The sequence below is a fragment of the Nocardioides hankookensis genome (assembly GCF_042658885.1).
GTDB classification, from domain to species: Bacteria; Actinomycetota; Actinomycetes; order Propionibacteriales; family Nocardioidaceae; genus Nocardioides; species Nocardioides hankookensis.
On record NZ_JBHSRJ010000004.1, the window covers coordinates 347,598 to 366,267 of the forward strand.

The 18,670-nt window shown below is 73.0% G+C and carries 16 protein-coding genes; 10 read left to right on the forward strand and 6 right to left on the reverse strand.

Annotated elements, in window-relative coordinates; genetic code table 11:
- Positions 1-38: 38 nt before the first annotated feature.
- The gene (locus tag ACFPYL_RS08070) at positions 39-737 is read right to left on the reverse strand and encodes an SDR family oxidoreductase (protein ID WP_379152744.1); all 699 of its coding nucleotides are present in this window, start codon (positions 735-737) and stop codon (positions 39-41) included.
- Between the two features lie 97 nt (positions 738-834).
- On the opposite strand from ACFPYL_RS08070, the gene ACFPYL_RS08075 reads away from it, so the two are divergent.
- Positions 835-1,404, forward strand: coding sequence for a TetR/AcrR family transcriptional regulator (locus ACFPYL_RS08075; protein ID WP_379152746.1), 570 nt, complete (start codon positions 835-837; stop codon positions 1,402-1,404).
- A gap of 25 nt (positions 1,405-1,429) precedes the next feature.
- Entirely contained in the window at positions 1,430-3,019 is a 1,590-nt protein-coding gene (locus ACFPYL_RS08080; protein ID WP_379152748.1) for an arylsulfatase, read from the forward strand.
- Positions 3,020-3,068: 49 nt separating this feature from the next.
- On the opposite strand, the gene ACFPYL_RS08085 is transcribed toward ACFPYL_RS08080, so the two are convergent.
- Positions 3,069-3,449 carry a VOC family protein gene (locus ACFPYL_RS08085; RefSeq protein ID WP_379152750.1) on the reverse strand — a complete coding sequence of 127 codons (381 nt, stop codon included), beginning with the start codon at positions 3,447-3,449 and terminating at the stop codon, positions 3,069-3,071.
- A 54-nt stretch (positions 3,450-3,503) separates the two neighbouring features.
- On the opposite strand from ACFPYL_RS08085, the gene ACFPYL_RS08090 reads away from it, so the two are divergent.
- From ACFPYL_RS08090 to ACFPYL_RS08100, 3 genes are read left to right on the forward strand one after another with little or no spacing between them, the layout of a single operon-like run.
- Positions 3,504-3,818 (forward strand): hypothetical protein, encoded by a 315-nt coding sequence (locus ACFPYL_RS08090; RefSeq protein WP_379152752.1) that lies wholly within the window; start codon positions 3,504-3,506, stop codon positions 3,816-3,818.
- A gap of 53 nt (positions 3,819-3,871) precedes the next feature.
- Positions 3,872-4,273, forward strand: coding sequence for a cupin domain-containing protein (locus ACFPYL_RS08095; RefSeq protein WP_379152754.1), 402 nt, complete (start codon positions 3,872-3,874; stop codon positions 4,271-4,273).
- On the forward strand, positions 4,270-4,998 hold the full coding sequence (locus ACFPYL_RS08100) for an SDR family oxidoreductase (protein WP_379152756.1): 729 nt from the start codon (positions 4,270-4,272) through the stop codon (positions 4,996-4,998). The genes ACFPYL_RS08095 and ACFPYL_RS08100 overlap by 4 nt, the downstream gene beginning before the upstream one ends.
- On the opposite strand, the gene ACFPYL_RS08105 is transcribed toward ACFPYL_RS08100, so the two are convergent.
- Complete coding sequence (locus ACFPYL_RS08105; protein ID WP_379152758.1) at positions 4,995-5,360, reverse strand: DUF805 domain-containing protein; 366 nt, start codon at positions 5,358-5,360, stop codon at positions 4,995-4,997. The two genes, ACFPYL_RS08100 and ACFPYL_RS08105, sit on opposite strands and share 4 nt — an antisense overlap.
- Before the next feature lie 127 nt (positions 5,361-5,487).
- Here ACFPYL_RS08105 and ACFPYL_RS08110 point away from each other — a divergent pair, with 127 nt between their 5' ends.
- From ACFPYL_RS08110 to ACFPYL_RS08120, 3 genes are all read left to right on the forward strand, one after another.
- Positions 5,488-6,423 carry a carbamate kinase gene (locus ACFPYL_RS08110; RefSeq protein WP_379152760.1) on the forward strand — a complete coding sequence of 312 codons (936 nt, stop codon included), beginning with the start codon at positions 5,488-5,490 and terminating at the stop codon, positions 6,421-6,423.
- Between the two features lie 12 nt (positions 6,424-6,435).
- Entirely contained in the window at positions 6,436-7,530 is a 1,095-nt protein-coding gene (locus ACFPYL_RS08115; RefSeq protein WP_379152762.1) for a barbiturase, read from the forward strand.
- Positions 7,531-7,593: 63 nt separating this feature from the next.
- Positions 7,594-9,051: a benzaldehyde dehydrogenase gene (locus ACFPYL_RS08120; protein WP_379152764.1), complete on the forward strand. Its 1,458-nt coding sequence runs from the start codon at positions 7,594-7,596 to the stop codon at positions 9,049-9,051.
- Positions 9,052-9,055: 4 nt separating this feature from the next.
- Here ACFPYL_RS08120 and ACFPYL_RS08125 read toward each other — a convergent pair whose 3' ends face one another.
- The 3 genes from ACFPYL_RS08125 to ACFPYL_RS08135 form a co-directional block, all read right to left on the reverse strand.
- On the reverse strand, positions 9,056-9,688 hold the full coding sequence (locus ACFPYL_RS08125) for a class I SAM-dependent methyltransferase (RefSeq protein ID WP_379152766.1): 633 nt from the start codon (positions 9,686-9,688) through the stop codon (positions 9,056-9,058).
- A 7-nt stretch (positions 9,689-9,695) separates the two neighbouring features.
- Positions 9,696-10,853, reverse strand: a complete 1,158-nt coding sequence (locus ACFPYL_RS08130) for a CaiB/BaiF CoA transferase family protein (RefSeq protein WP_379152768.1) — start codon at positions 10,851-10,853, stop codon at positions 9,696-9,698.
- A gap of 747 nt (positions 10,854-11,600) precedes the next feature.
- Positions 11,601-12,191 (reverse strand): DJ-1/PfpI family protein, encoded by a 591-nt coding sequence (locus ACFPYL_RS08135; RefSeq protein WP_379152770.1) that lies wholly within the window; start codon positions 12,189-12,191, stop codon positions 11,601-11,603.
- 46 nt (positions 12,192-12,237) lie between these two features.
- On the opposite strand from ACFPYL_RS08135, the gene ACFPYL_RS08140 reads away from it, so the two are divergent.
- Positions 12,238-15,477, forward strand: coding sequence for an ATP-dependent helicase (locus ACFPYL_RS08140; RefSeq protein WP_379152772.1), 3,240 nt, complete (start codon positions 12,238-12,240; stop codon positions 15,475-15,477).
- On the forward strand, positions 15,474-18,647 hold the full coding sequence (locus tag ACFPYL_RS08145; protein ID WP_379152774.1) for a UvrD-helicase domain-containing protein: 3,174 nt from the start codon (positions 15,474-15,476) through the stop codon (positions 18,645-18,647). Before ACFPYL_RS08140 ends, ACFPYL_RS08145 begins: the two co-directional genes overlap by 4 nt.
- Positions 18,648-18,670: the final 23 nt, after the last annotated feature.

Genomic DNA, 18,670 nt, shown 5'->3' on the forward strand with positions numbered 1-18,670 from the left:
GATCCGAGACTAGGTCGTGGCGACGTCGCCGCGGCGGATCACAGGACGAGGTGCGCAGGTGGTCCGGACAGGACCGACTTGGCGAAGCGGCTGGTGTCGTCGCCGAGCACCTCCTCCTCGCCCTTCTCCAGCGCCTCGAGCACCTGGGTGACGAGGTCGGCAGGGTCGGACTTCGGTGCGGTGACGTCCGCGGTCATGTCGGTGTCCATGTAGCCGACGTGCACGCCCACGACCAGCGTGCCCTGCTCGCGCAGCTCGCCGCGGGCGGCGTTCGTCAGCGACCAGAGCGCCGCCTTCGTCGCGGAGTAGCCGGCGACCTGCGGGCTCGTGAACCACGACAGCGCCGAGTGGATGTTGACGACCGCGCCGCCGCCGTTCGCGGCCAGGACCGGTGCGAACGCGCGGGTGACGTGCAACGGCCCGATCACGTTGGTCTCGAGCTCCTCGCGGAAGCCGTCGAGGGACTCGCCGGTCAGCAGCGAGCCGCTCCGGCCGATGCCGGCGTTGTTGACCACGACGGTGACGTCGGTCAGCCCGGCCGCGACGGCCGCGACGGACTCGGGGTCGGTGACGTCGAGGCGTACGGCGGTGACGCCGGGCGTCGTCACGGACTGCGGGTCGCGCGCTCCGGCGTACACCGTGGCGCCGGCGGCGACGAGCGCCCCGGCGAACGCCTTGCCGAGGCCGCGGTTGGCGCCGGTCACGAGGACGGTGGACTGGTCGAGGGAGATGCTCATCGCGGGGATCCTCTGCTGGTTGGGTTTTTGCGGACCGATCGGTCCGTCATGAGGGCAGCGACGACGTGCCGCCGTTCATTCCCGTTAGCATCGTGGGGTGCCCCGCCCCGCCGATCCCGCCGCCCGCGAGCGCATCCTCGACGCGGCCGGCAAGCTGTTCTACACGCGCGGGATCCGGGCTGTGGGCATGGCCGAGATCGTGGCCGCGGCCGGCTGCGGCAAGAACGTCCTCTACCGGCACTTCCCGAGCAAGGACGAGCTGGTGCTCGCCTACCTGCACCGCGCGGCCGAGCAGCTCGACGGCTCCATGGACGCGGCGGTCGCCGGCCTCGACGAGATCCCGCGGGCGGCCCTGGTCGCCGTGGTGCGTGAGGTCGCCGACCGGGTCACCGCCCGGGGCTACCGCGGCTGCCCGTTCCGCAACTACCTGCGCGAGATGCGCGACCCGACCGACCTGCCCGGCCGGTTCGCGATGACCGAGGTCCGGGGCCTCCGCAAGCGGGTCGACCGCCTGGTCGCCGAGCTCGACGTCGACGAGCCCGACCTGCTGGCCGACCGGGTCTGGCTGCTGGTCGAGGGGCTCTACGCCAGCGCGCCGTACGGCGACCGCAAGGAGGCCGCCACCACCGCCGTCGGTCTCGTCCAGGAGCTGCTGGCCGCGGCATAGTGGAGTACGTCGCTAGGGTTACTGCGTGACTGTGCGCCCGAACGTGATCCTGGTCCTGGCCGACGACCTCGGCTACTCCGACATCGGCTGCTACGGCGGCGAGATCCGGACCCCGAACCTCGACCGGCTGGCCGCCGACGGCGTCCGGCTGGCGCAGTTCTACAACACCGCGCGGTGCAGCCCGTCGCGGGCGTCGCTGCTGACGGGGCTGCACCCGCACCAGACGGGCATCGGGATCCTGACCAACGACGACGGGCCGCGCGGCTACCCGGGCACGCTGCGTCCCGAGGCGACCACGGTCGCGGAGGTGCTCGGCGGTGCGGGCTACGACACGGCGATGTTCGGCAAGTGGCACCTGACCGGTCAGATCGACGAGCCCGACGACTCGTGGCCGACGCGGCGCGGCTTCGACACCTTCTTCGGGACGCTGAGCGGCTGCGGCAGCTACTACTGGCCCTCGACCCTGCATGACGGCGAGAAGCCGGTCGGCGACCTGCCGGTCGTCCAGCGCGACTTCTTCTACACCGACGAGATCTCCCAGCGGGCGTGCGACTACCTCGACGGCCGCGACGGCGCCACGCCGTTCCTGATGTACGTCGCCTACACCGCGCCGCACTGGCCGCTGCACGCGAAGCCCGAGGACGTGGCGGCGTACGACGGTGCCTTCGCCGACGGCTGGGACACGCTCCGTGAGCGCCGGCTCGAGCGGCTGCACGCCAGCGGCCTGCTGCAGCAGGGGACCGGTCTGTCCGAGCGCGACCCGTCGCAGCCGGCGTGGGAGGACGTGGCGGACCTGGAGTGGCAGCAGCGCCGGATGGAGGTCTACGCCGCCCAGGTCGAGGTGATGGACCGCGGCATCGGCCGGATCCTCGACCACCTCGACGCCACCGGCCTGGCCGACGACACGATCGTCGTCTTCCTGGCCGACAACGGGGCGTGCGCCGAGGAGCTGCCGTTCGGCGACCCGGAGGTCTTCCGGGCGCGCCGCTCCATCGTGCCGGCGTCGACGCGCGACGGTGCGCCGCTGGCCCTTGGCAACACCCCCGACGTGGTTCCGGGGCCGGAGGAGACCTACGCCAGCTACGGCCAGGCCTGGGCCAACCTCTCGAACACGCCGTTCCGGCTCTACAAGCGCTGGGTCCACGAGGGCGGCATCGCGACGCCGTTCGTGGTGCGCTGGCCGGCGGGCGGCCTGGCGGACGGCCAGGTCGTGCACACGCCGTTCCAGCTCACCCACGTGCTGCCGACCCTGCTCGACGCCGCCGGCGTAGCGCACCCCGCCGCACCCGCCCCGAGCATGCTGCCGGCCTGGCGCGGCGGCGAGGTCGACCCCGGCATGCTCTGCTGGGAGCACCTCGGCAACAGCGCCGTCCGCCGGGGTGGGTGGAAGCTGGTGCGCGAGCACGGCGACCCGTGGGAGCTGTACGACGTCGGCACCGACCGGTCCGAGACCGACGACCTGGCCGCGCAGCACCCCGAGCTGGTCGCCGAGCTCGAGGCGGCGTACGACGCCTGGGCGGAGCGGGTCGGCGTCGTGCCGCGCCAGCAGATCGTCGACCTCTACGACGAGCTGCACCGGCGCCGGGTCGTCGTCGAGGGCGGGGTCGACGGCTAGGTGCGTTGACCACGTCCATCATGAACGCACGTGCGTGCAAGAAATCTGATCACCCCGTGAAGCTCGGGATCACGATCTGCTGCAGCGCCCAGCGATTGCCGTCAGGGTCGGCGAAGTAGACGAAGCGGCCCCAGGGCAGGTCCTCGACGCCCTGGCACTCGACGCCGCGCTCCTGCAGGTGGGCGAGCGCGGCGTCGGCGTCCTCGACCACGACCTGGATGTACTGCGACGAGCCGGTCGGCATCATGTCGATGCCGGTGCCGAAGCAGATCGAGCAGGCCGACCCGGGTGGGGTCACCTGCACGAAGCGCAGCTCGGGGGAGACCGTGCGGTCGTGGTCGACGGACCAGCCGATGGTCTCCCCGTAGAACCGCACCGAGCGGTCGACGTCGGACACGGCCAGCGGGATGAGCTCGATCTTGAAGTCCATGACACCAGCCTGTCGGCCCATCAGGTCAGTTCCTGACCGCTTTCCGAATCGATCGTGCCGGACGTACCCTCGACCATGGTCCGGATCGCCTCGTTCGTGCTGGCCGTCGTCCTCGGGACGTGCGCGGTCCTGCTGGTCACCAGCAACCCGGACGTCCGCGTCGCGGGCGAGACGGTGTCGTGCCCCGGGATCATCGTCAGCGGCGAGACCTCCCCGAAGCCGCACGGCGCGGTCGCCGACGCCTGCGCGGACAAGCGACGCGACTGGGCGGTGCTGGCCGGCCTCGCCGTCCTAGCCTGCGCGGCCTGCGGCGCCATCTTCCACCTGCGCGGTGCGGACGCACCGTCCCGCGAGGCCGCGCTGACCTGACCGCGACACCGGCCGCGACACCGGCCGCGACACTGGCCGCGATACTGGGTGGCATGAGGCCACCCGTCGCCGAGGCGCTCGACCTGCAACCGCACCCCGAGGGCGGGTGGTACCGCCAGACCTGGCGCTCCCCGGTCGAGGTGATGCTGCCCGACGGGCGGGTGCGGCCGACCGCGACGCTCATCTACTTCCTGCTGCCCGCGGGGGAGTCGTCCGCCTGGCACAAGGTCGCCTCCGACGAGCTCTGGATGGCGCACGACGGCGCGGTCACCCTCGAGCTCGGCGGGACCGGCGCGGCCCCGGCGTACGACGCCAGCCACACGGTCGACGCGACCACGCCGCAGGCGCACGTGCCGGCGGGCGTCTGGCAGCGCACCGTCGCGACGGACGCGGACGCGCTGGTCAGCTGCCTGGTCTCGCCGGGCTTCGACTTCGACGACTTCGAGCTGGCATGAGGACCCTCGTCACCGGCGGCACCCGAGGGATCGGCGCCGCGGTCGCGCTGCGGCTCGCGCGCGACGGGCACGACCTGGTGCTCGGCTACGCCAGCGACGACCGGGCGGCCGAGGAGACCCGGCTGGCGGTCGAGGACACCGGCGTCTCCTGCCACGTCGTCCGGGCGGACCTCACGGAGCCCGAGTCCGTCGACCGGCTGTTCGCCGAGGCGGGTGCCCTCACCGGCGTCGTCAACAACGCCGGCGCGACGCTCCACCTCGGCCCGCTCGCGCAGACGCCGCCCGAGGTGATCGCGGCGACCGTCGACCTCAACCTCACCGCGGCCCTGCTGGTCGCCCGCGCGGCGGTCCGCGCGCTCGGCACGTCGTACGGCGGAGGTGGCGGCGTGCTCGTCAACATCAGCTCGGGTGCGGCGACGCTGGGCTCGCCGGGGGAGTACGTCCAGTACGCCGCGGCGAAGGCCGGCGTCGACGCGATGACCCTCGGGCTCGCCCAGGAGGTCGCCGGCGACGGCGTCCGGGTGGTCGGGGTCGCTCCCGGCATCGTGCGCACGACCATCCACGCCGACGCCGGCGAGCCGGGTCGCGTCGACCGGGTCGGGCCGCTGGTCCCGCTCGGCCGCGCCGGCGAGCCGCACGAGGTCGCCGACGCGGTCGCGTGGCTGATGAGCGACGAGGCGTCGTACGTCACCGGCACGACGCTGCGGGTGGCGGGCGGTCGCTAGGCGGGAGCAGGCCCGAAGCGGTTGTCGCCGGCGCTGCCGTGGCGGATCCACATGAACAGCAGCCCGATGACGCCCAGGAGCGGGATCAGCGCGAGCAGGAGCCACCACCCGGACAGGTCGGCGTCGTGCAACCGACGAGCGCCGACGGCGAGCAGGGGCAGCAGGAGCGCCAGTCGGACCACGAGGCTGATCGGCCCGACCTGGTCGCTCCAGGTCAGTCCGAGCGCGGAGTCCAGGACCAGCGCCGCCGTCGCCACGACCGCGTTGAAGACCACGAACCACCAGAACTCCGACCGCGACGCGCGGCCCGAGAACGTGGCGTACTTCTGCAGGCAGGTGCGGACGGAGTCACCGAAGCTCACACGTTCCTCCTCGGAGGGCGTCGGAGCACGCAGGATGCCAGCCCCTGGCAACTCTTGCCAGCGAACCCGCGGTTCTGTCGTCGGCGTCTACGGTGATCGGCGACCACGGGGTCGTTAGGTTCGACCCATGAGGGTCCTGGTCGCGCTCGGCGGTAACGCCATGACGAGTGCCGACGGCCGGGCCCGGCCCGAGGACCAGATCGCCGCGGCCGGTGTCGCGATGGCAGCGGTCGCCGACCTGCTCCAGCGCGAGGTCGAGGTCGTCGTCACCCACGGCAACGGGCCGCAGGTGGGCAACCTGCTCGTGAAGAACGAGATCGCCGCCGCCGTCGTGCCCCCGGTCCCGCTCGACTGGTGCGGCGCGCAGACCCAGGCGACGCTGGGCTTCGTGCTGATGGACGCGCTCGAGGCCGAGCTCGCGCGACGCTCGGTCGACCGTCGTACGGCGACCGTCGTGACGCGCACCCTGGTCGCCTCCGACGACGCCGGCTTCACCCGCCCGACCAAGCCGATCGGGCGCTACCTGCCCGCCGACGAGGCCGCCCTGCTCGTCGAGCACGGGGAGACCTGGGAGGACCGCGGCGAGAAGGGCTGGCGCCGGGTCGTCGCCTCGCCGGAGCCGCTGCGGATCGTCGATGCGCCCGCCGTCCAGGCGCTGGTCGGCGCCGGCTTCGTGGTGATCGCGAACGGCGGCGGTGGCATCCCCGTCGTCGCTGACGAGGACGGCACCCTGCGCGGGGTCGAGGCCGTCATCGACAAGGACCTGGGCGCCGCGCTGCTGGCCCGCTCCGTCGACGCCGACGTGCTCGTCATCGGCACCGACGTGCCCCACGCCGTGCTCCACTACGGCACCCCCGAGGCGCGCGACGTCGGCGTGGTGACCGCCGCCGAGATGCGCGCGTACGCCGCCGAGGGCCACTTCGCCAGCGGCTCGATGGGCCCGAAGGTCGACGCGGCCTGCCGGTTCGTCGAGGCCGGCGGAGCCCGGGCCGTGATCACCGACCTCGCCCACCTGTCCGACGCCGTCACCGGTACGTCGGGCACCGTCGTCGTACCCAACTAGTGAAGGAAAGTCATGCCTGACGCCATCGAAGTACGCAAGGTCCCGATCCACTCCGTCGCCGACGCCAGCGAGCTCGCCAAGCTGATCGACGACGGCGTGATGGAGGCGTCCCGCGTCATCGCGATCATCGGCAAGACCGAGGGCAACGGCGGCGTCAACGACTACACCCGGATCATCTCCGACCGGGCGTTCCGCGAGGTGCTGGTCGAGAAGGGTGCGCCCGCCGACCAGGTCAAGCAGATCCCGATCGTCTGGTCCGGTGGCACCGACGGCGTGATCAGCCCGCACGCGACGATCTTCGCGACCACCGACGCCGAGCCGACCGACGAGCCGCGGCTGACCGTGGGCTTCGCGATGAGCGAGGTGCTGCTGCCCGAGGACATCGGCCGGGTCGCGATGGTGGAGAAGGTCGCCGACGCCGTGAAGGTCGCGATGGAGCGGGCGGGCATCACCGACGTCGCCGACGTCCACTACGTGCAGACCAAGACGCCGCTGCTGACCGTGCACACGATCCGCGACGCCAAGTCGCGCGGCAAGACGGTGTGGACCGAGCACACCCACGAGTCGATGGACCTCTCCAACGGCACCACCGCGCTCGGCATCGCCGTCGCCCTCGGCGAGATCGAGATGCCGACCGACGAGGACGTGATGCACAACCGCGAGCTGTTCTCCGCGGTGGCATCGTGCTCGTCGGGCGTCGAGCTCGACCAGGCGCAGGTCGTCGTGGTCGGCAACGCGACCGGCGTCGGCGGCCGCTACCGGATCGGCCACTCCGTGATGAAAGACGCCCTCGACGCCGACGGCATCTGGGCCGCCATCAAGGACGCCGGCCTCGACCTCCCCGACCGCCCGCACACCTCGGACCTCGACGGTCGCCTCGTCAACGTGTTCCTCAAGTGTGAGGTCTCGCAGGACGGCGTCGTCCGCGGTCGCCGCAACGCGATGCTCGACGACTCCGACGTGCACTGGCACCGCCAGATCAAGTCGGCCGTCGGCGGTGTCACCGCCGCCGTCACCGGCGACCCCGCCGTCTTCGTGTCGGTCTCCGCGGCCCACCAGGGACCCGACGGCGGCGGCCCGGTGGCCGCGATCGTCGACCTGGGCTGAGGCGTTCCGACCAGCGGAAGATCCGGCCTACCGCCGTCCGGTCCGGCGAGCAACACTCTGCTCATGACACTCCTCGACGCTGCCACCTGGACCGGCAAGATCTTCATCGGCGGCTGGATCGACGGTGGCGGAGGCACCGCCAGCGCCACCGAGCCGGCGACGGGCGAGTCGCTGGGTGAGTACGGCGTGGCCTCGTCCGACGACGTGAGTCGGGCTGCGACCCGCGCCGCCGAGGCGCAGCTCGAGTGGGCGGCCCGCAAGCCCGAGGAGCGTGCCGCCGTGCTGCGCCGGGCCGGGCAGCTCTTCGAGGAGCACGCCGGCGAGATCGAGGACTGGATCGTCCGGGAGGCCGGCAGCATCCCGCCCAAGGCCGGGCTCGAGACGCACATCGCGGGCGGCGAGTGCTACGAGGCGTCCGCGCTCCCGGGGCACCCGGCGGGGGAGGTGCTGACCAGCAACGAGGAGCGCTGGTCCTTCGCGCGGCGGCGCCCGGTCGGCGTGGTGAGCGTGATCGCCCCATTCAACTTCCCGCTGATCCTCAGCATCCGCGCGGTGGCCCCGGCGCTGGCGCTGGGCAACGCGGTCCTGCTCAAGCCGGACCCGCGCACCGCCGTCTGCGGTGGCGTCGCGCTGGTCCGGGTCTTCCAGGAGGCCGGCCTGCCCGACGGGCTGCTGTCGCTGGTCCCCGGCGACGGCGAGATCGGTGCCGCGGTCGTCGAGGCGCCCGAGGTCGCCGTCGTCGCGTTCACCGGCTCGACCGCGGCCGGCCGCAAGGTCGGCGAGGCCGCCGCCCGCGGCCTCAAGCGCGCCCACCTCGAGCTCGGCGGCAACAACGCCCTGGTCGTGCTGCCCGGCACCGACGTCGCGGCGGCCGCCAGCGCCGGCGCCTTCGGCTCGTTCATGCACCAGGGCCAGATCTGCATGACCTCGGGACGGCACATCGTGCACGAGAGCCTCTACGACGAGTACGTCGCAGCGCTGGCCGAGAAGGCCGCGCACCTGCCCGTGGGCGACCCGACGTCCGGCACCGTCGCGCTTGGCCCGCTCATCGACGAGAAGCAGCTCAAGCGTGTCGACGGCATCGTCCAGGACGCCGTCCAGCACGGCGCCCGGTTGCTCGCGGGCGGCACCAACGACGGGCCGTACTACCAGCCGACGGTGCTCGCCGACGTCGCCCAGGACAACCCCGCCTGGACCGAGGAGATCTTCGGCCCGGTCGCGCCCGTGGTGTCGTTCTCGACCACCGACGAGGCGGTCGCCCTCATCGAGGGCAACGACTACGGGCTGTCGGTCGGCATCCTCGGCGACGTGGGTGAGGCGATGCGGATCGCGGACCGGGTCACCTCCGGCAAGGTCCACATCAACGAGCAGACCGTCTCCGACGAGGCGAACGCGCCGTTCGGCGGGGCGAAGTCGTCGGGCAACGGCTCACGCATCGGCGGCGCCCAGGCCAACATCGAGTCGTTCACCGAGGTCCAGTGGCTGACCGTGCGGCCCGACGTGGCGCCGTACCCCTTCTGAGGCGTCAGACGAAGTCGAACGTCTGTACGTCGGGCGGCGGCGTGCCCGTCGGGCCCGGCCACCGGTGCACGCCCACTCGGAACCCGGCGGCGTCGTCCGCGACGTAGGCGACCTCCTCGAAGCCGGCGTCCGCGAAGAGCCCGCGCACCAGCTCGGCCGGGTCGCCCTGGTGGGAGGTCGGGTCGAGCGGCACGTTGTTGCCGCGCGTCCAGACGACCTGCCCGCCGGAGGTGAGCAGCAACGGCAGGGTCGCCACCGTGCGGGCGATGTCGGCGTCGGTGACGTTGCCGAAGACCCCGCAGGCCAGGAACACGTCGGCCGGGCAGGCGTCGGCGTACGACGCGGTCGTGCCGGCGTCGGCGGTGCGGACCTCGATGCCGGCAGGCGCCGCCGACCGGGCGCGCTCGGCGAGCTCGGGGTCCAGCTCGACCAGCACGCCGCTGACCGTGGCGTCCGACGAGTCGAGCACCGGGATCGTGTCGCGGCCGTCGCCCGCGCAGATGCTGACCAGCCGCACCGGCGCCGACGCCGCGTCGAGGAGGCCCTGCAGCGCGCCGCGGACGACCACCAGCCGCCGCGACAACCCGGACTCCGGGTCGTCGTAGTGGCGGTGCCACTCGTGCCAGTCCCTGGTCATGAGGGGCTCAGGACTCCAGCCACTCGCGGATCGACGCGTTGTGCTGGCCCAGCGTCGGGGGAGCGACGTGCTCGGACCGGCCGCCGCTGAACGGCTGCTCGTCGAAGCGGATCGGCGAGCCGGGCAGCTTCAGCGAGCCCTGGGTGGCGTGGTCGACGGAGAGCAGGAGCCCCTGCGAGAGCACCTGGTCCCAGCCGTAGACGTCGTCCATCTGCCGCACCTTGCCGGACGGCACCCCCGCGTCGGACAGCAGCGACAGCCAGTGCTCGGCGGGCTGGTCGGCGAAGAGCGTCTCGATCCGCGCCACGAGCGCGTCCCGGTTCGTCACCCGTAGCGCGTTGGTCGCGAACTCCGCCTCGGTCGGGTCCCAGCCGAAGGCCCCGCACAGCGCGCGCCACAGGCCCTCGGACCCGCAGGCGATCTGCACCGGCGCCGTACCCGTCGCGAACATGCCGTACGGCGAGATCGACGGGTGGTGGTCGCCCGCGAGACCGGGGACCTCGCCGCCGACGGTCCAGCGCGTGCCCTGGTAGGCGTGCACACCGACCATCCCGGCCAGCAGCGAGGTGCGCACGACGCGACCGAGCCCGGTCTGCGACCGCTCGTGGAGGGCGGCCAGCACGCCGTACGCGCCGTACATCCCGGCGATCAGGTCGGCGATCGGCACGCCGACCTTGGTCGGCTGCTCGGTGCCGGTGATCGACATCAGGCCGCCCTCGCCCTGCGCGATCTGGTCGTAGCCGGACCGCATCGCCTCCGGCCCGTCGTGGCCGAAGCCGGTGATCGACAGGACGATCAGCCGCGGGTTCAGCTCGTGCAACCGCGCGACCGGGAAGCCGAGACGGTCCAGCACGCCGGTCCGGAAGTTCTCCATCAGCACGTCGGCGCGCTCGACCAGCCGCGCGAGCACGTCGCGGTCCTCCTCGGACTTCAGGTCGAGGACCAGCGACTCCTTGTTGCGGTTGGCCGACATGAAGTACGTCGACTCGCGCTCGTCGTCCTCGCCGACGAACGGCGGCCCCCAGCCGCGGCTGTCGTCGCCCGTCGGCGACTCGACCTTGATCACCCGCGCGCCCATGTCGCCGAGCATCATCGCGGCGTGCGGGCCGGCGAGGGCGCGGGTCAGGTCGAGGACGAGCAGGTCGGCGAGGGGTCCGTCGGTCATGGCCCCGACGCTACCCAGCGGCGTACGACGCTCCTACGGCGAGAGGTGACAACCGGGCACCTGCTCGATGGTCGAGTAGCGAGCGCCAGCGAGCGATTCTTCGTTGGTCGAGTAGCGAGCGCCAGCGAGCGATTCTTCGTTGGTCGAGTAGCGAGCGCCAGCGAGCGATTCTTCGTTGGTCGAGTAGCGAGCGCCAGCGAGCGTATCGAGACCCCTCGGTCGGTCTCGATACGCCGGTCGCGGCCTCGTGCCTCGGCCGCGCAGCCACTCGACCACCTGCTCGTTGGTCGAGTACCGAGCGCCAGCGAGCGTATCGAGACCCCTCGGTCGGTCTCGATACGCCGGTCGGCCTCGTGCCTCGGCCGCGCAGCTACTCGACCACCTGCTCGTTGGTCGAGTAGCGAGCGCCAGCGAGCGTATCGAGACCCCTCGGTCGGTCTCGATACGCCGGTCGCGGCCTCGTGCCTCGGCCGCGCAGCCACTCGACCAGCTGCTCGTTGGTCGAGTAGCGAGCGCCAGCGAGCGTATCGAGACCCCTCGGTCGGTCTCGATACGCCGGTCGCGGCCTCGTGCCTCGGCCGCGCAGCCACTCGACCACCTGCTCGTTGGTCGAGTAGCGAGCGCCAGCGAGCGTATCGAGACCCCTCGGTCGGTCTCGATACGCCGGTCGCGGCCTCGTGCCTCGGCCGCGCAGCCACTCGACCTGGCTGCTGCGTCCGAGCCTTCGCAGGCTCAGGCTCGGGCAGCTCAGGACTGCCACATCCACTCCATCTCGGTCACGGCCCGATCGCGGGTCTCGGCGTCGGTGAGCAACTGCACGACGTACAGGCTCGCGTCGACGCCGGCCGAGACACCGGCGGACGTGACGACCCGCTCGCTGGATCGCACGAAGCGCTGGCCGCGCACGACGGTCGTGGTCGGCGACAGCGCAGCGAGCTCGTCGAACGCGTCGTGGTGGGTCGTCGCCGACTGGTGCTCCAGCAGTCCGGCGGCGCCGAGCAGCAGCGCGCCGGTGCAGACCGAGAGCAGCAGCTCGACCTCACCCGCGCGGTCGCGCAGCCAGGCGAGCAGCCGCTCGTCCTCGAGCAGCGGACGGGTCCCGGCGCCGCCCGGGACCACCAGCAGGTCCGCCGGCGGCGCGTCGTCGAGGGAGTACGTCGGCTGCACGGTGAACCCGCCGCGGCCGACCGCCGCGCCTCCGGTCAGCCCGACGGAGAAGACCGAGAACGGCGCACCCTCGCCCAGCTCCCCGGCCACGTTGAAGACCTCGTAGGGCCCGGCGTAGTCCAGCACCTCCATGTCGTCGAAGGCGAGGATGGCAACGGTTCTCTGACTCACCGCCCCATTGTCGGGCGCTGTCGGTGCCAGGTGGTCGAATAATCACATGACGACCACCCCGATCTCCTACCGCCTCGTGCGGCCGGAGGCGGCGGTCGACGTCCCCACCCTCGACGAGCACCAGCAGCGCGTCGTCGACCACCCGGGCGGGCCGCTGCTCGTGCTCGCCGGACCGGGCACCGGCAAGACCACCACGCTGGTCGAGGCGATCGTGGACCGCATCGAGCACCGCGGCGCCCGACCCGACGAGGTGCTGGCCCTGACCTTCTCGCGCAAGGCCGCCGAGCAGCTGCGCGACCGGGTCACCGCCCGGCTCGGCCGCACCATGTCGACCACGCTGAGCTCGACGTTCCACTCCTTCGCCTACGCGCTGATCCGCCGCTACGCGCCCGCGGAGCTCTACGAGGCGCCGCTTCGGCTGCTCAGCGCCCCCGAGCAGGACGTCGTGCTCCGCGAGCTCCTGACCGACCACCCGGAGTCGGTCCGGTGGCCGGACTCGCTGGCCCGCGCGCTCGGCACCCGGGGCTTCGCCCGCGAGGTCCACACCGTCCTGTCCCGCGCGCGCGAGAAGGGCCTCGACGGTCAGGACCTGCGCCTGCTCGGCGAGTCCGAGGGCCTGCCCGAGCTCGTCGCCGCCGGGCTCTTCCTCGACCAGTACCTCGACAGCCTCGACAGCCAGGGCGCCATCGACTACGCCGACCTCATCCGGCGCGCGACCATCGAGGCCGAGGCACACCGCGACGAGCTGCGCGCCAAGCTGCGCCACGTCTTCGTGGACGAGTACCAGGACACCGACCCCGGCCAGGTGGCCCTGCTCCGCGCCCTCGCCGGCGACGGCCGCGACCTCACGGTCGTGGGCGACCCGCACCAGTCGATCTACGGCTTCCGCGGCGCCGAGGTGCGCGGCATCCTCGACTTCCCGACCGAGTTCCCGCGCGCCGACGGCGCCCCCGCCGACGTGGTCGCGCTGCGCACGACGCGCCGCTTCGGGCCGCGCCTGCTGGTCGCGTCGCAACGCGTCGCACACCGGCTCGCGCTGCCCGGCTCGATCCCGCTCGAGGCACGCGAGGCGTTCCTCGCGCCCGAGGCGCAGCACGGCCCGGCCGGCGACGGACGCGTCGTCGTGCGCACCTTCGACACCGAGCGCGCCGAGGCCGAGCACCTCGCCGACCTGCTCCGACGCGCCCACCTCGAGGACGGCATCGCCTGGGACGACATGGCGGTCCTGGTCCGGTCCGGGCGCACCTCGATCCCGCCGCTGCGCCGTGCCCTCGGTGCCGCCGGCGTCCCCGTCGAGGTCGCCAGCGACGAGGTGCCGCTGGTCCGCGACCCGGCGGTGCTGCCGCTGATCGATGGCCTGCGCGCGGTCGTCAACCTGGACAACACCGACGTGGAGCACGTCGACTTCCTCGACCCGGCCCGCGCAGAAGCGCTGCTGCTCGGACCGCTCGGCGGTCTCGACGCCGGCGACGTACGCCGCCTCGCGCGCCAGCTGCGCGCCCGCGAGAAGGAGCAGAGCAAGGCCGAGGAGCGGGTGCCGCGCACCTCGCGCGAGCTGGTCCGGGCGGCCGTCGTGCAGTCGGGGACGCTCGACGGGCTCGAGGGCCCGGAGGTCACGCGTGTGCGGGCACTCGCCCAGCTGCTCGTCGACGCGCGCGACGACCTGGCCGGCGGCGCCTCCGCGGAGGAGATCCTGTGGACGCTCTGGTCGCGCACCGGCTGGCCGGCCCGCCTGCGCCGCTCCGTCGACCTGGGTGGCGGGGCCGCGCGCCGCGCCCACCGTGACCTCGACTCGGTCTGCGCGCTCTTCGAGGTCGCCGCCCGCGCCGAGGAGCAGCGCGACCACGTCGGCGTCCGGGCCTTCCTCGCCACCCTGGTCCAGCAGCAGATCCCGGCCGACACACTTGCCGACCGGGGCGCCCGCGGCGCCGCCGTGCGCCTGCTGACGGCGCACCGGTCCAAGGGCCTGGAGTGGCGGCTGGTCGTCGTCGCCCACGTCCAGCAGGAGGGGTGGCCCGACCTCCGGCGCCGCTCGACCCTGCTCCAGGCCGACCGGATCGGTGAGGACGGCATCGTCCCGCCCGTCTCCGCGCGCGAGCTGCTGATGGAGGAGCGCCGGCTCTTCTACGTCGCGTGCACGCGCGCGCGGCAGCGGCTCGTCGTCACCGCCGTCGCGTCGGCCGAGGACGAGGGCGAGCAGCCGTCGCGCTTCCTCGACGAGCTCGGCGTCACCGTCGACAAGGTCGTCGGCCGTCCGGTGCGACCGCTGTCGATGGCCGGCCTCGTCAGCGAGCTGCGCCGCACCCTCGCCGACCCGACCACCAGCGAGCCGCTGCGCGACGCGGCCGCGCGCCGCCTCGCCCGTCTGGCAGGGGAGTCGGTCGGCCAGCGGGCGCTGGTCCCGAGCGCCGATCCCTCGACCTGGTGGGGCACCCGCGCGGCGAGCCGCTCGGTGCAGCCGGTGCGCGACCCCGACCAGCCGGTGCCGGTGTCGGCCAGCGTGCTCGAGTCGTTGATGGTGTGCCCGACCCAGTGGTTCCTCGAGCGCGAGGCCGGCGGCGTCGCCCGCGCCCACCAGTCGGCCAACCTCGGCGAGCTGATGCACGCCCTCGCCCAGCGGGTCGCCGACGGCGAGGTCGAGCCCGCCGTCGACGTGCTGATGGAGCACGTCGACGCGGTCTGGGACCGGCTCGACTTCCGCACGCCGTGGTCGAAGGCCCGCGAGCACGAGCGCGTCCGCGCCGCGCTCGGCAGGTTCCTCCAGTGGCACCTCGACAACCCGCGCCGGCTGCTCGAGACCGAGGCCAGGTTCGCCACCGTCGTCGAGCTCGACAACGGCGAGCAGGTCCAGCTCACCGGCTACGCCGACCGGCTCGAGCTCGACGCCGACGGCAACGTCGTCGTGGTCGACCTCAAGACCGGCCGCACCAAGCCGAGCAACAAGGCCGTCGAGTCCCACGTGCAGCTCGGGCTCTATCAGTACGCCGTCGACCACGGGGCTGTCGACGACCGCATCGATGGCCCGGAGTCGGCGCCGGCGCATGCCGGCGGCGCCGAGCTGATCCAGCTCGGCATCCTCGACGACAGCACCACCGCCGTCGTGCAGGCGCAGGACGTGCAGCCCGAGGACGGCCCCGACCGCACCCTGCTCCGCGAGCGCCTGCGGCACACGGCGTCGCTGCTGCGTGCCGAGGAGTTCCCGGCCGTCTCCGGCCAGCACTGCCGCGACTGCTCGTTCGTGCCGATCTGCCCGATCAAGGGCGCCGGGTCGGTGACGTCGCAATGATCGCTGACATCGCGACCCCCGAGGACCTCGCCCGGGTGATGAGGACCGACTACGCGCCCAGCGACCAGCAGTGGGCCGCCATCTCGGCCCCGCTCAGCCCCGCCGTCGTGATCGCCGGCGCGGGCTCCGGCAAGACCACGCTGATGGCCGCCCGTGTGGTCTACCTCGTCGTCACCGGCCAGGTGCGCCCCGACGAGGTGCTCGGCCTCACCTTCACCACCAAGGCGGCCAGCGAGCTCCGCCACCGGATCCGCGCCGCCCTCACGACCGCCGGCGCGCTGGAGGAGACCGACGACGAGGGGGACGTGCTCGAGCCGACGGTCGCGACCTACAACGCCTACGCCTCGACCCTGCTGACCGACCACGGCCTGCGCATCGGGCACGAGCCCGACACCCGGGTGATCACCGACGCGGCGCGCTACCAGCTCGGGGCGCGGGCGGTCGACCGCTTCACCGGCGAGGTCCGCCACCTCACCGACCACCCGGCGACGGCGATCCAGAACCTCCTGGCGCTCGACAGTGCGATGAGCGAGCACCTCGTCACGCCTGCCGACGTCCGCGCCCTCGACGCCGACGCGCGCACCGGGTTCGAGCGGGCGCTCTTCGAGGAGGTCGCCGGCAAGGCGCGGACGACCTACCGCGAGCCGGTCGAGAAGGCGATCTCCGCGATCGACCGGCGCGGCGAGCTGCTCGGCCTGGTCGAGGCCTACCGCCGGCTCAAGCGCGACCTCGGGCTGATGGACTTCTCCGACCAGATCGAGCTCGGCGCGCGTCTCGCCAGCGAGCAGCCCGACGTCGGTGCGCTGGAGCGCTCGCGGTTCAAGGTGGTGCTGCTGGACGAGTACCAGGACACCTCGGTCGCGCAGGCGACGATGCTGTCCCGGCTGTTCGGCGAGGGGCACGCGGTCACCGCGGTCGGCGACCCCAACCAGGCGATCTACGGATGGCGCGGTGCGTCCGTCTCCAACATCCTCAACTTCGCCGACACCTTCCCGGCGGTGACCGGCGAGGTCCCGACGTACCCGCTCACCGTCAACCGTCGCTCCGACGCGCGCATCCTCGAGGTCGCCAACCGGCTCGCGGCGCCGCTCTACGAGAAGTACGGCCAGGTCGAGCCGCTGGTCGCCAAGCCGGGTGCCGAGGTCGGCTCCGTGACGCTCGGCGTCTTCGAGACCCACGGCGACGAGCTCGACCACCTGGTCACGGCCGTGCAGGAGGCGCACGCCGGGTCATGGGCCGCGATCGGGGTCCTCACCCGCGACAACGCGCACGCCGAGGACGTCTTCGACGCGCTCACCTCCGCGGGCGTCCCGGTCGAGATCGTCGGGCTCTCCGGGCTGCTCCGGCTGCCCGAGGTCGCCGAGATCGTCGCGACCCTCCACCTGCTGCACGACGTCACCGCGAACGCGTCGCTGCTGACCCTGCTCACCGGTCCGCGCTGGGCGATCGGGCCGCGTGACCTGCGCCTGCTCAGCCGACGGGCGCTGGAGATCGCCGGTCGTCAGGGCCGTGGCGGCGAGCCCGCCTCGATCACCGACCACCTGCTCGAGATCGCCGACGGCATCGACCCCGCCGAGATCCCGTCGCTCGACGACGCGCTCGCCGACCCCGGTGACGCGCTGTACTCCGCCGAGGCGCTGGAGCGGTTCGCCCTGCTGTCGGCGGAGCTGCGGATGCTGCGCACGTACGTCGGGGAGCCGCTGCTCGACATCGTCCGGCGGATCATCGACACCAGCGGCACCGATGTCGAGCTCGCGTCCGCGGTGAGCCCGGCTGCCGGTGCGCGCCGCGACAACCTCGACCTCTTCGTCAAGGCGGTGGCGGAGTTCCAGGCGGTCGACGGCGACGTCACGCTGCCGGCGCTGCTGGCCTACCTGACGGCCGAGGACGACCAGGGCAACGGCCTGGACGTCGCCACTCCCACCGAGGCCGACTCGGTCAAGCTGCTGACGGTGCACCGCTCCAAGGGACTCGAGTGGGACTCGGTCTTCCTGGTCGGGGTCTGCGAGACACGCTTCCCGTCCAACCGCTCCCGCACGCTGTGGACCTCCTCGCCCTCCATCCTCCCGGCGCCGCTGCGCGGCGACGCCCGCGACCTGCCGCAGCTCCAGGGCTGGGACAAGGCCGCCCTCGACGCCTACCGCCAGGACACCCGCGCCCACGACGCGGAGGAGGAGCTGCGGCTCGGCTACGTCGCCTTCACCCGCGCCGCCCACCACCTCTCCGTCACGTCGTACCTCTGGAGCACCCGGGCCACGCCGTTCGGGCCGTCCGCCTACCAGGCGACCGTGCGCGACCAGCTCGAGGCGTGGGGAGAGCCGACCGACGGCTGGCTCGACAAGCCGGTGAAGGGCGACCCCAACCCCTATGACGCCGTCGACCCGTCGCGTCCCTGGCCGCCGACCGGGGTCGGGCGCGAGGCGGCGCTGCGCATCGAGGCCGCCGGTCGGGTCCGCTCGGTCGACGTCGCGTCGGTCGACCACGGGCTCGACATGATCGAGGCCGCCCGGGTCGCCGAGTGGGACGCCGAGCTGGACCGGCTGCTCGTCGAAGCCCGGCGCGACCGCAGCACCGACATCGCCGTACCCCTCCCGAGCAGCCTGTCCGCCACCGCGCTGGGCCGGCTCCACGACGACCCCGAGACGTTCGCGCGCGAGCTGGCCCGGCCGATGCCGCGCCCGCCGTCCTCGGCCGCGCGGTTCGGCACCCGTTTCCACGCCTGGGTCGAGGCCCGGTTCGGGCAGCAGGACCTCTTCGACTACGGCGACCTCCCGGGGCGCGGTGACGCCGGCATCGACGACGACGCCGACCTCAAGGACCTGATCGCGACGTTCGAGACCGGGCCGTTCGCGACCCGTACGCCGCACCAGGTCGAGGCGCCGTTCGCCCTCGTGCTGGCCGGCCAGGTGGTCCGAGGCCGGATCGACGCCGTCTACGCCGACGGCGACCGCTACCTGCTCGTCGACTGGAAGACCAACCGGTCGGCGAGCGCCGACCCGCTGCAGCTCGCGATCTACCGGCTCGCCTGGGCGGAGCTGCACGGGCTGGCGCCCGAGCAGGTGCGGGCCGCCTTCTACTACGTGCGCACCGGCCAGCTGGTCGAGCCCGACGACCTGCCGGGCCGTGTCGAGCTGGAGGCCCTGCTGGGTGCCCCGAACGGGCCATCGTGAACGCCGGCTGACTCGGTCACACT

What these genes read in the sequence shown, in the direction of transcription:
- ACFPYL_RS08070 (WP_379152744.1), bottom strand. Translation starts at nt 737, where the DNA reads ATGAGCATCTCCCTCGACCAGTCCACCGTCCTCGTGACCGGCGCCAAC.
- ACFPYL_RS08085 (WP_379152750.1), bottom strand. Translation starts at nt 3,449, where the DNA reads ATGGACTTCAAGATCGAGCTCATCCCGCTGGCCGTGTCCGACGTCGAC.
- ACFPYL_RS08095 (WP_379152754.1), top strand. Translation starts at nt 3,872, where the DNA reads ATGAGGCCACCCGTCGCCGAGGCGCTCGACCTGCAACCGCACCCCGAG.
- ACFPYL_RS08100 (WP_379152756.1), top strand. Translation starts at nt 4,270, where the DNA reads ATGAGGACCCTCGTCACCGGCGGCACCCGAGGGATCGGCGCCGCGGTC.
- ACFPYL_RS08110 (WP_379152760.1), top strand. Translation starts at nt 5,488, where the DNA reads ATGAGGGTCCTGGTCGCGCTCGGCGGTAACGCCATGACGAGTGCCGAC.
- ACFPYL_RS08115 (WP_379152762.1), top strand. Translation starts at nt 6,436, where the DNA reads ATGCCTGACGCCATCGAAGTACGCAAGGTCCCGATCCACTCCGTCGCC.
- ACFPYL_RS08120 (WP_379152764.1), top strand. Translation starts at nt 7,594, where the DNA reads ATGACACTCCTCGACGCTGCCACCTGGACCGGCAAGATCTTCATCGGC.
- ACFPYL_RS08125 (WP_379152766.1), bottom strand. Translation starts at nt 9,688, where the DNA reads ATGACCAGGGACTGGCACGAGTGGCACCGCCACTACGACGACCCGGAG.
- ACFPYL_RS08130 (WP_379152768.1), bottom strand. Translation starts at nt 10,853, where the DNA reads ATGACCGACGGACCCCTCGCCGACCTGCTCGTCCTCGACCTGACCCGC.
- ACFPYL_RS08140 (WP_379152772.1), top strand. Translation starts at nt 12,238, where the DNA reads ATGACGACCACCCCGATCTCCTACCGCCTCGTGCGGCCGGAGGCGGCG.
- ACFPYL_RS08145 (WP_379152774.1), top strand. Translation starts at nt 15,474, where the DNA reads ATGATCGCTGACATCGCGACCCCCGAGGACCTCGCCCGGGTGATGAGG.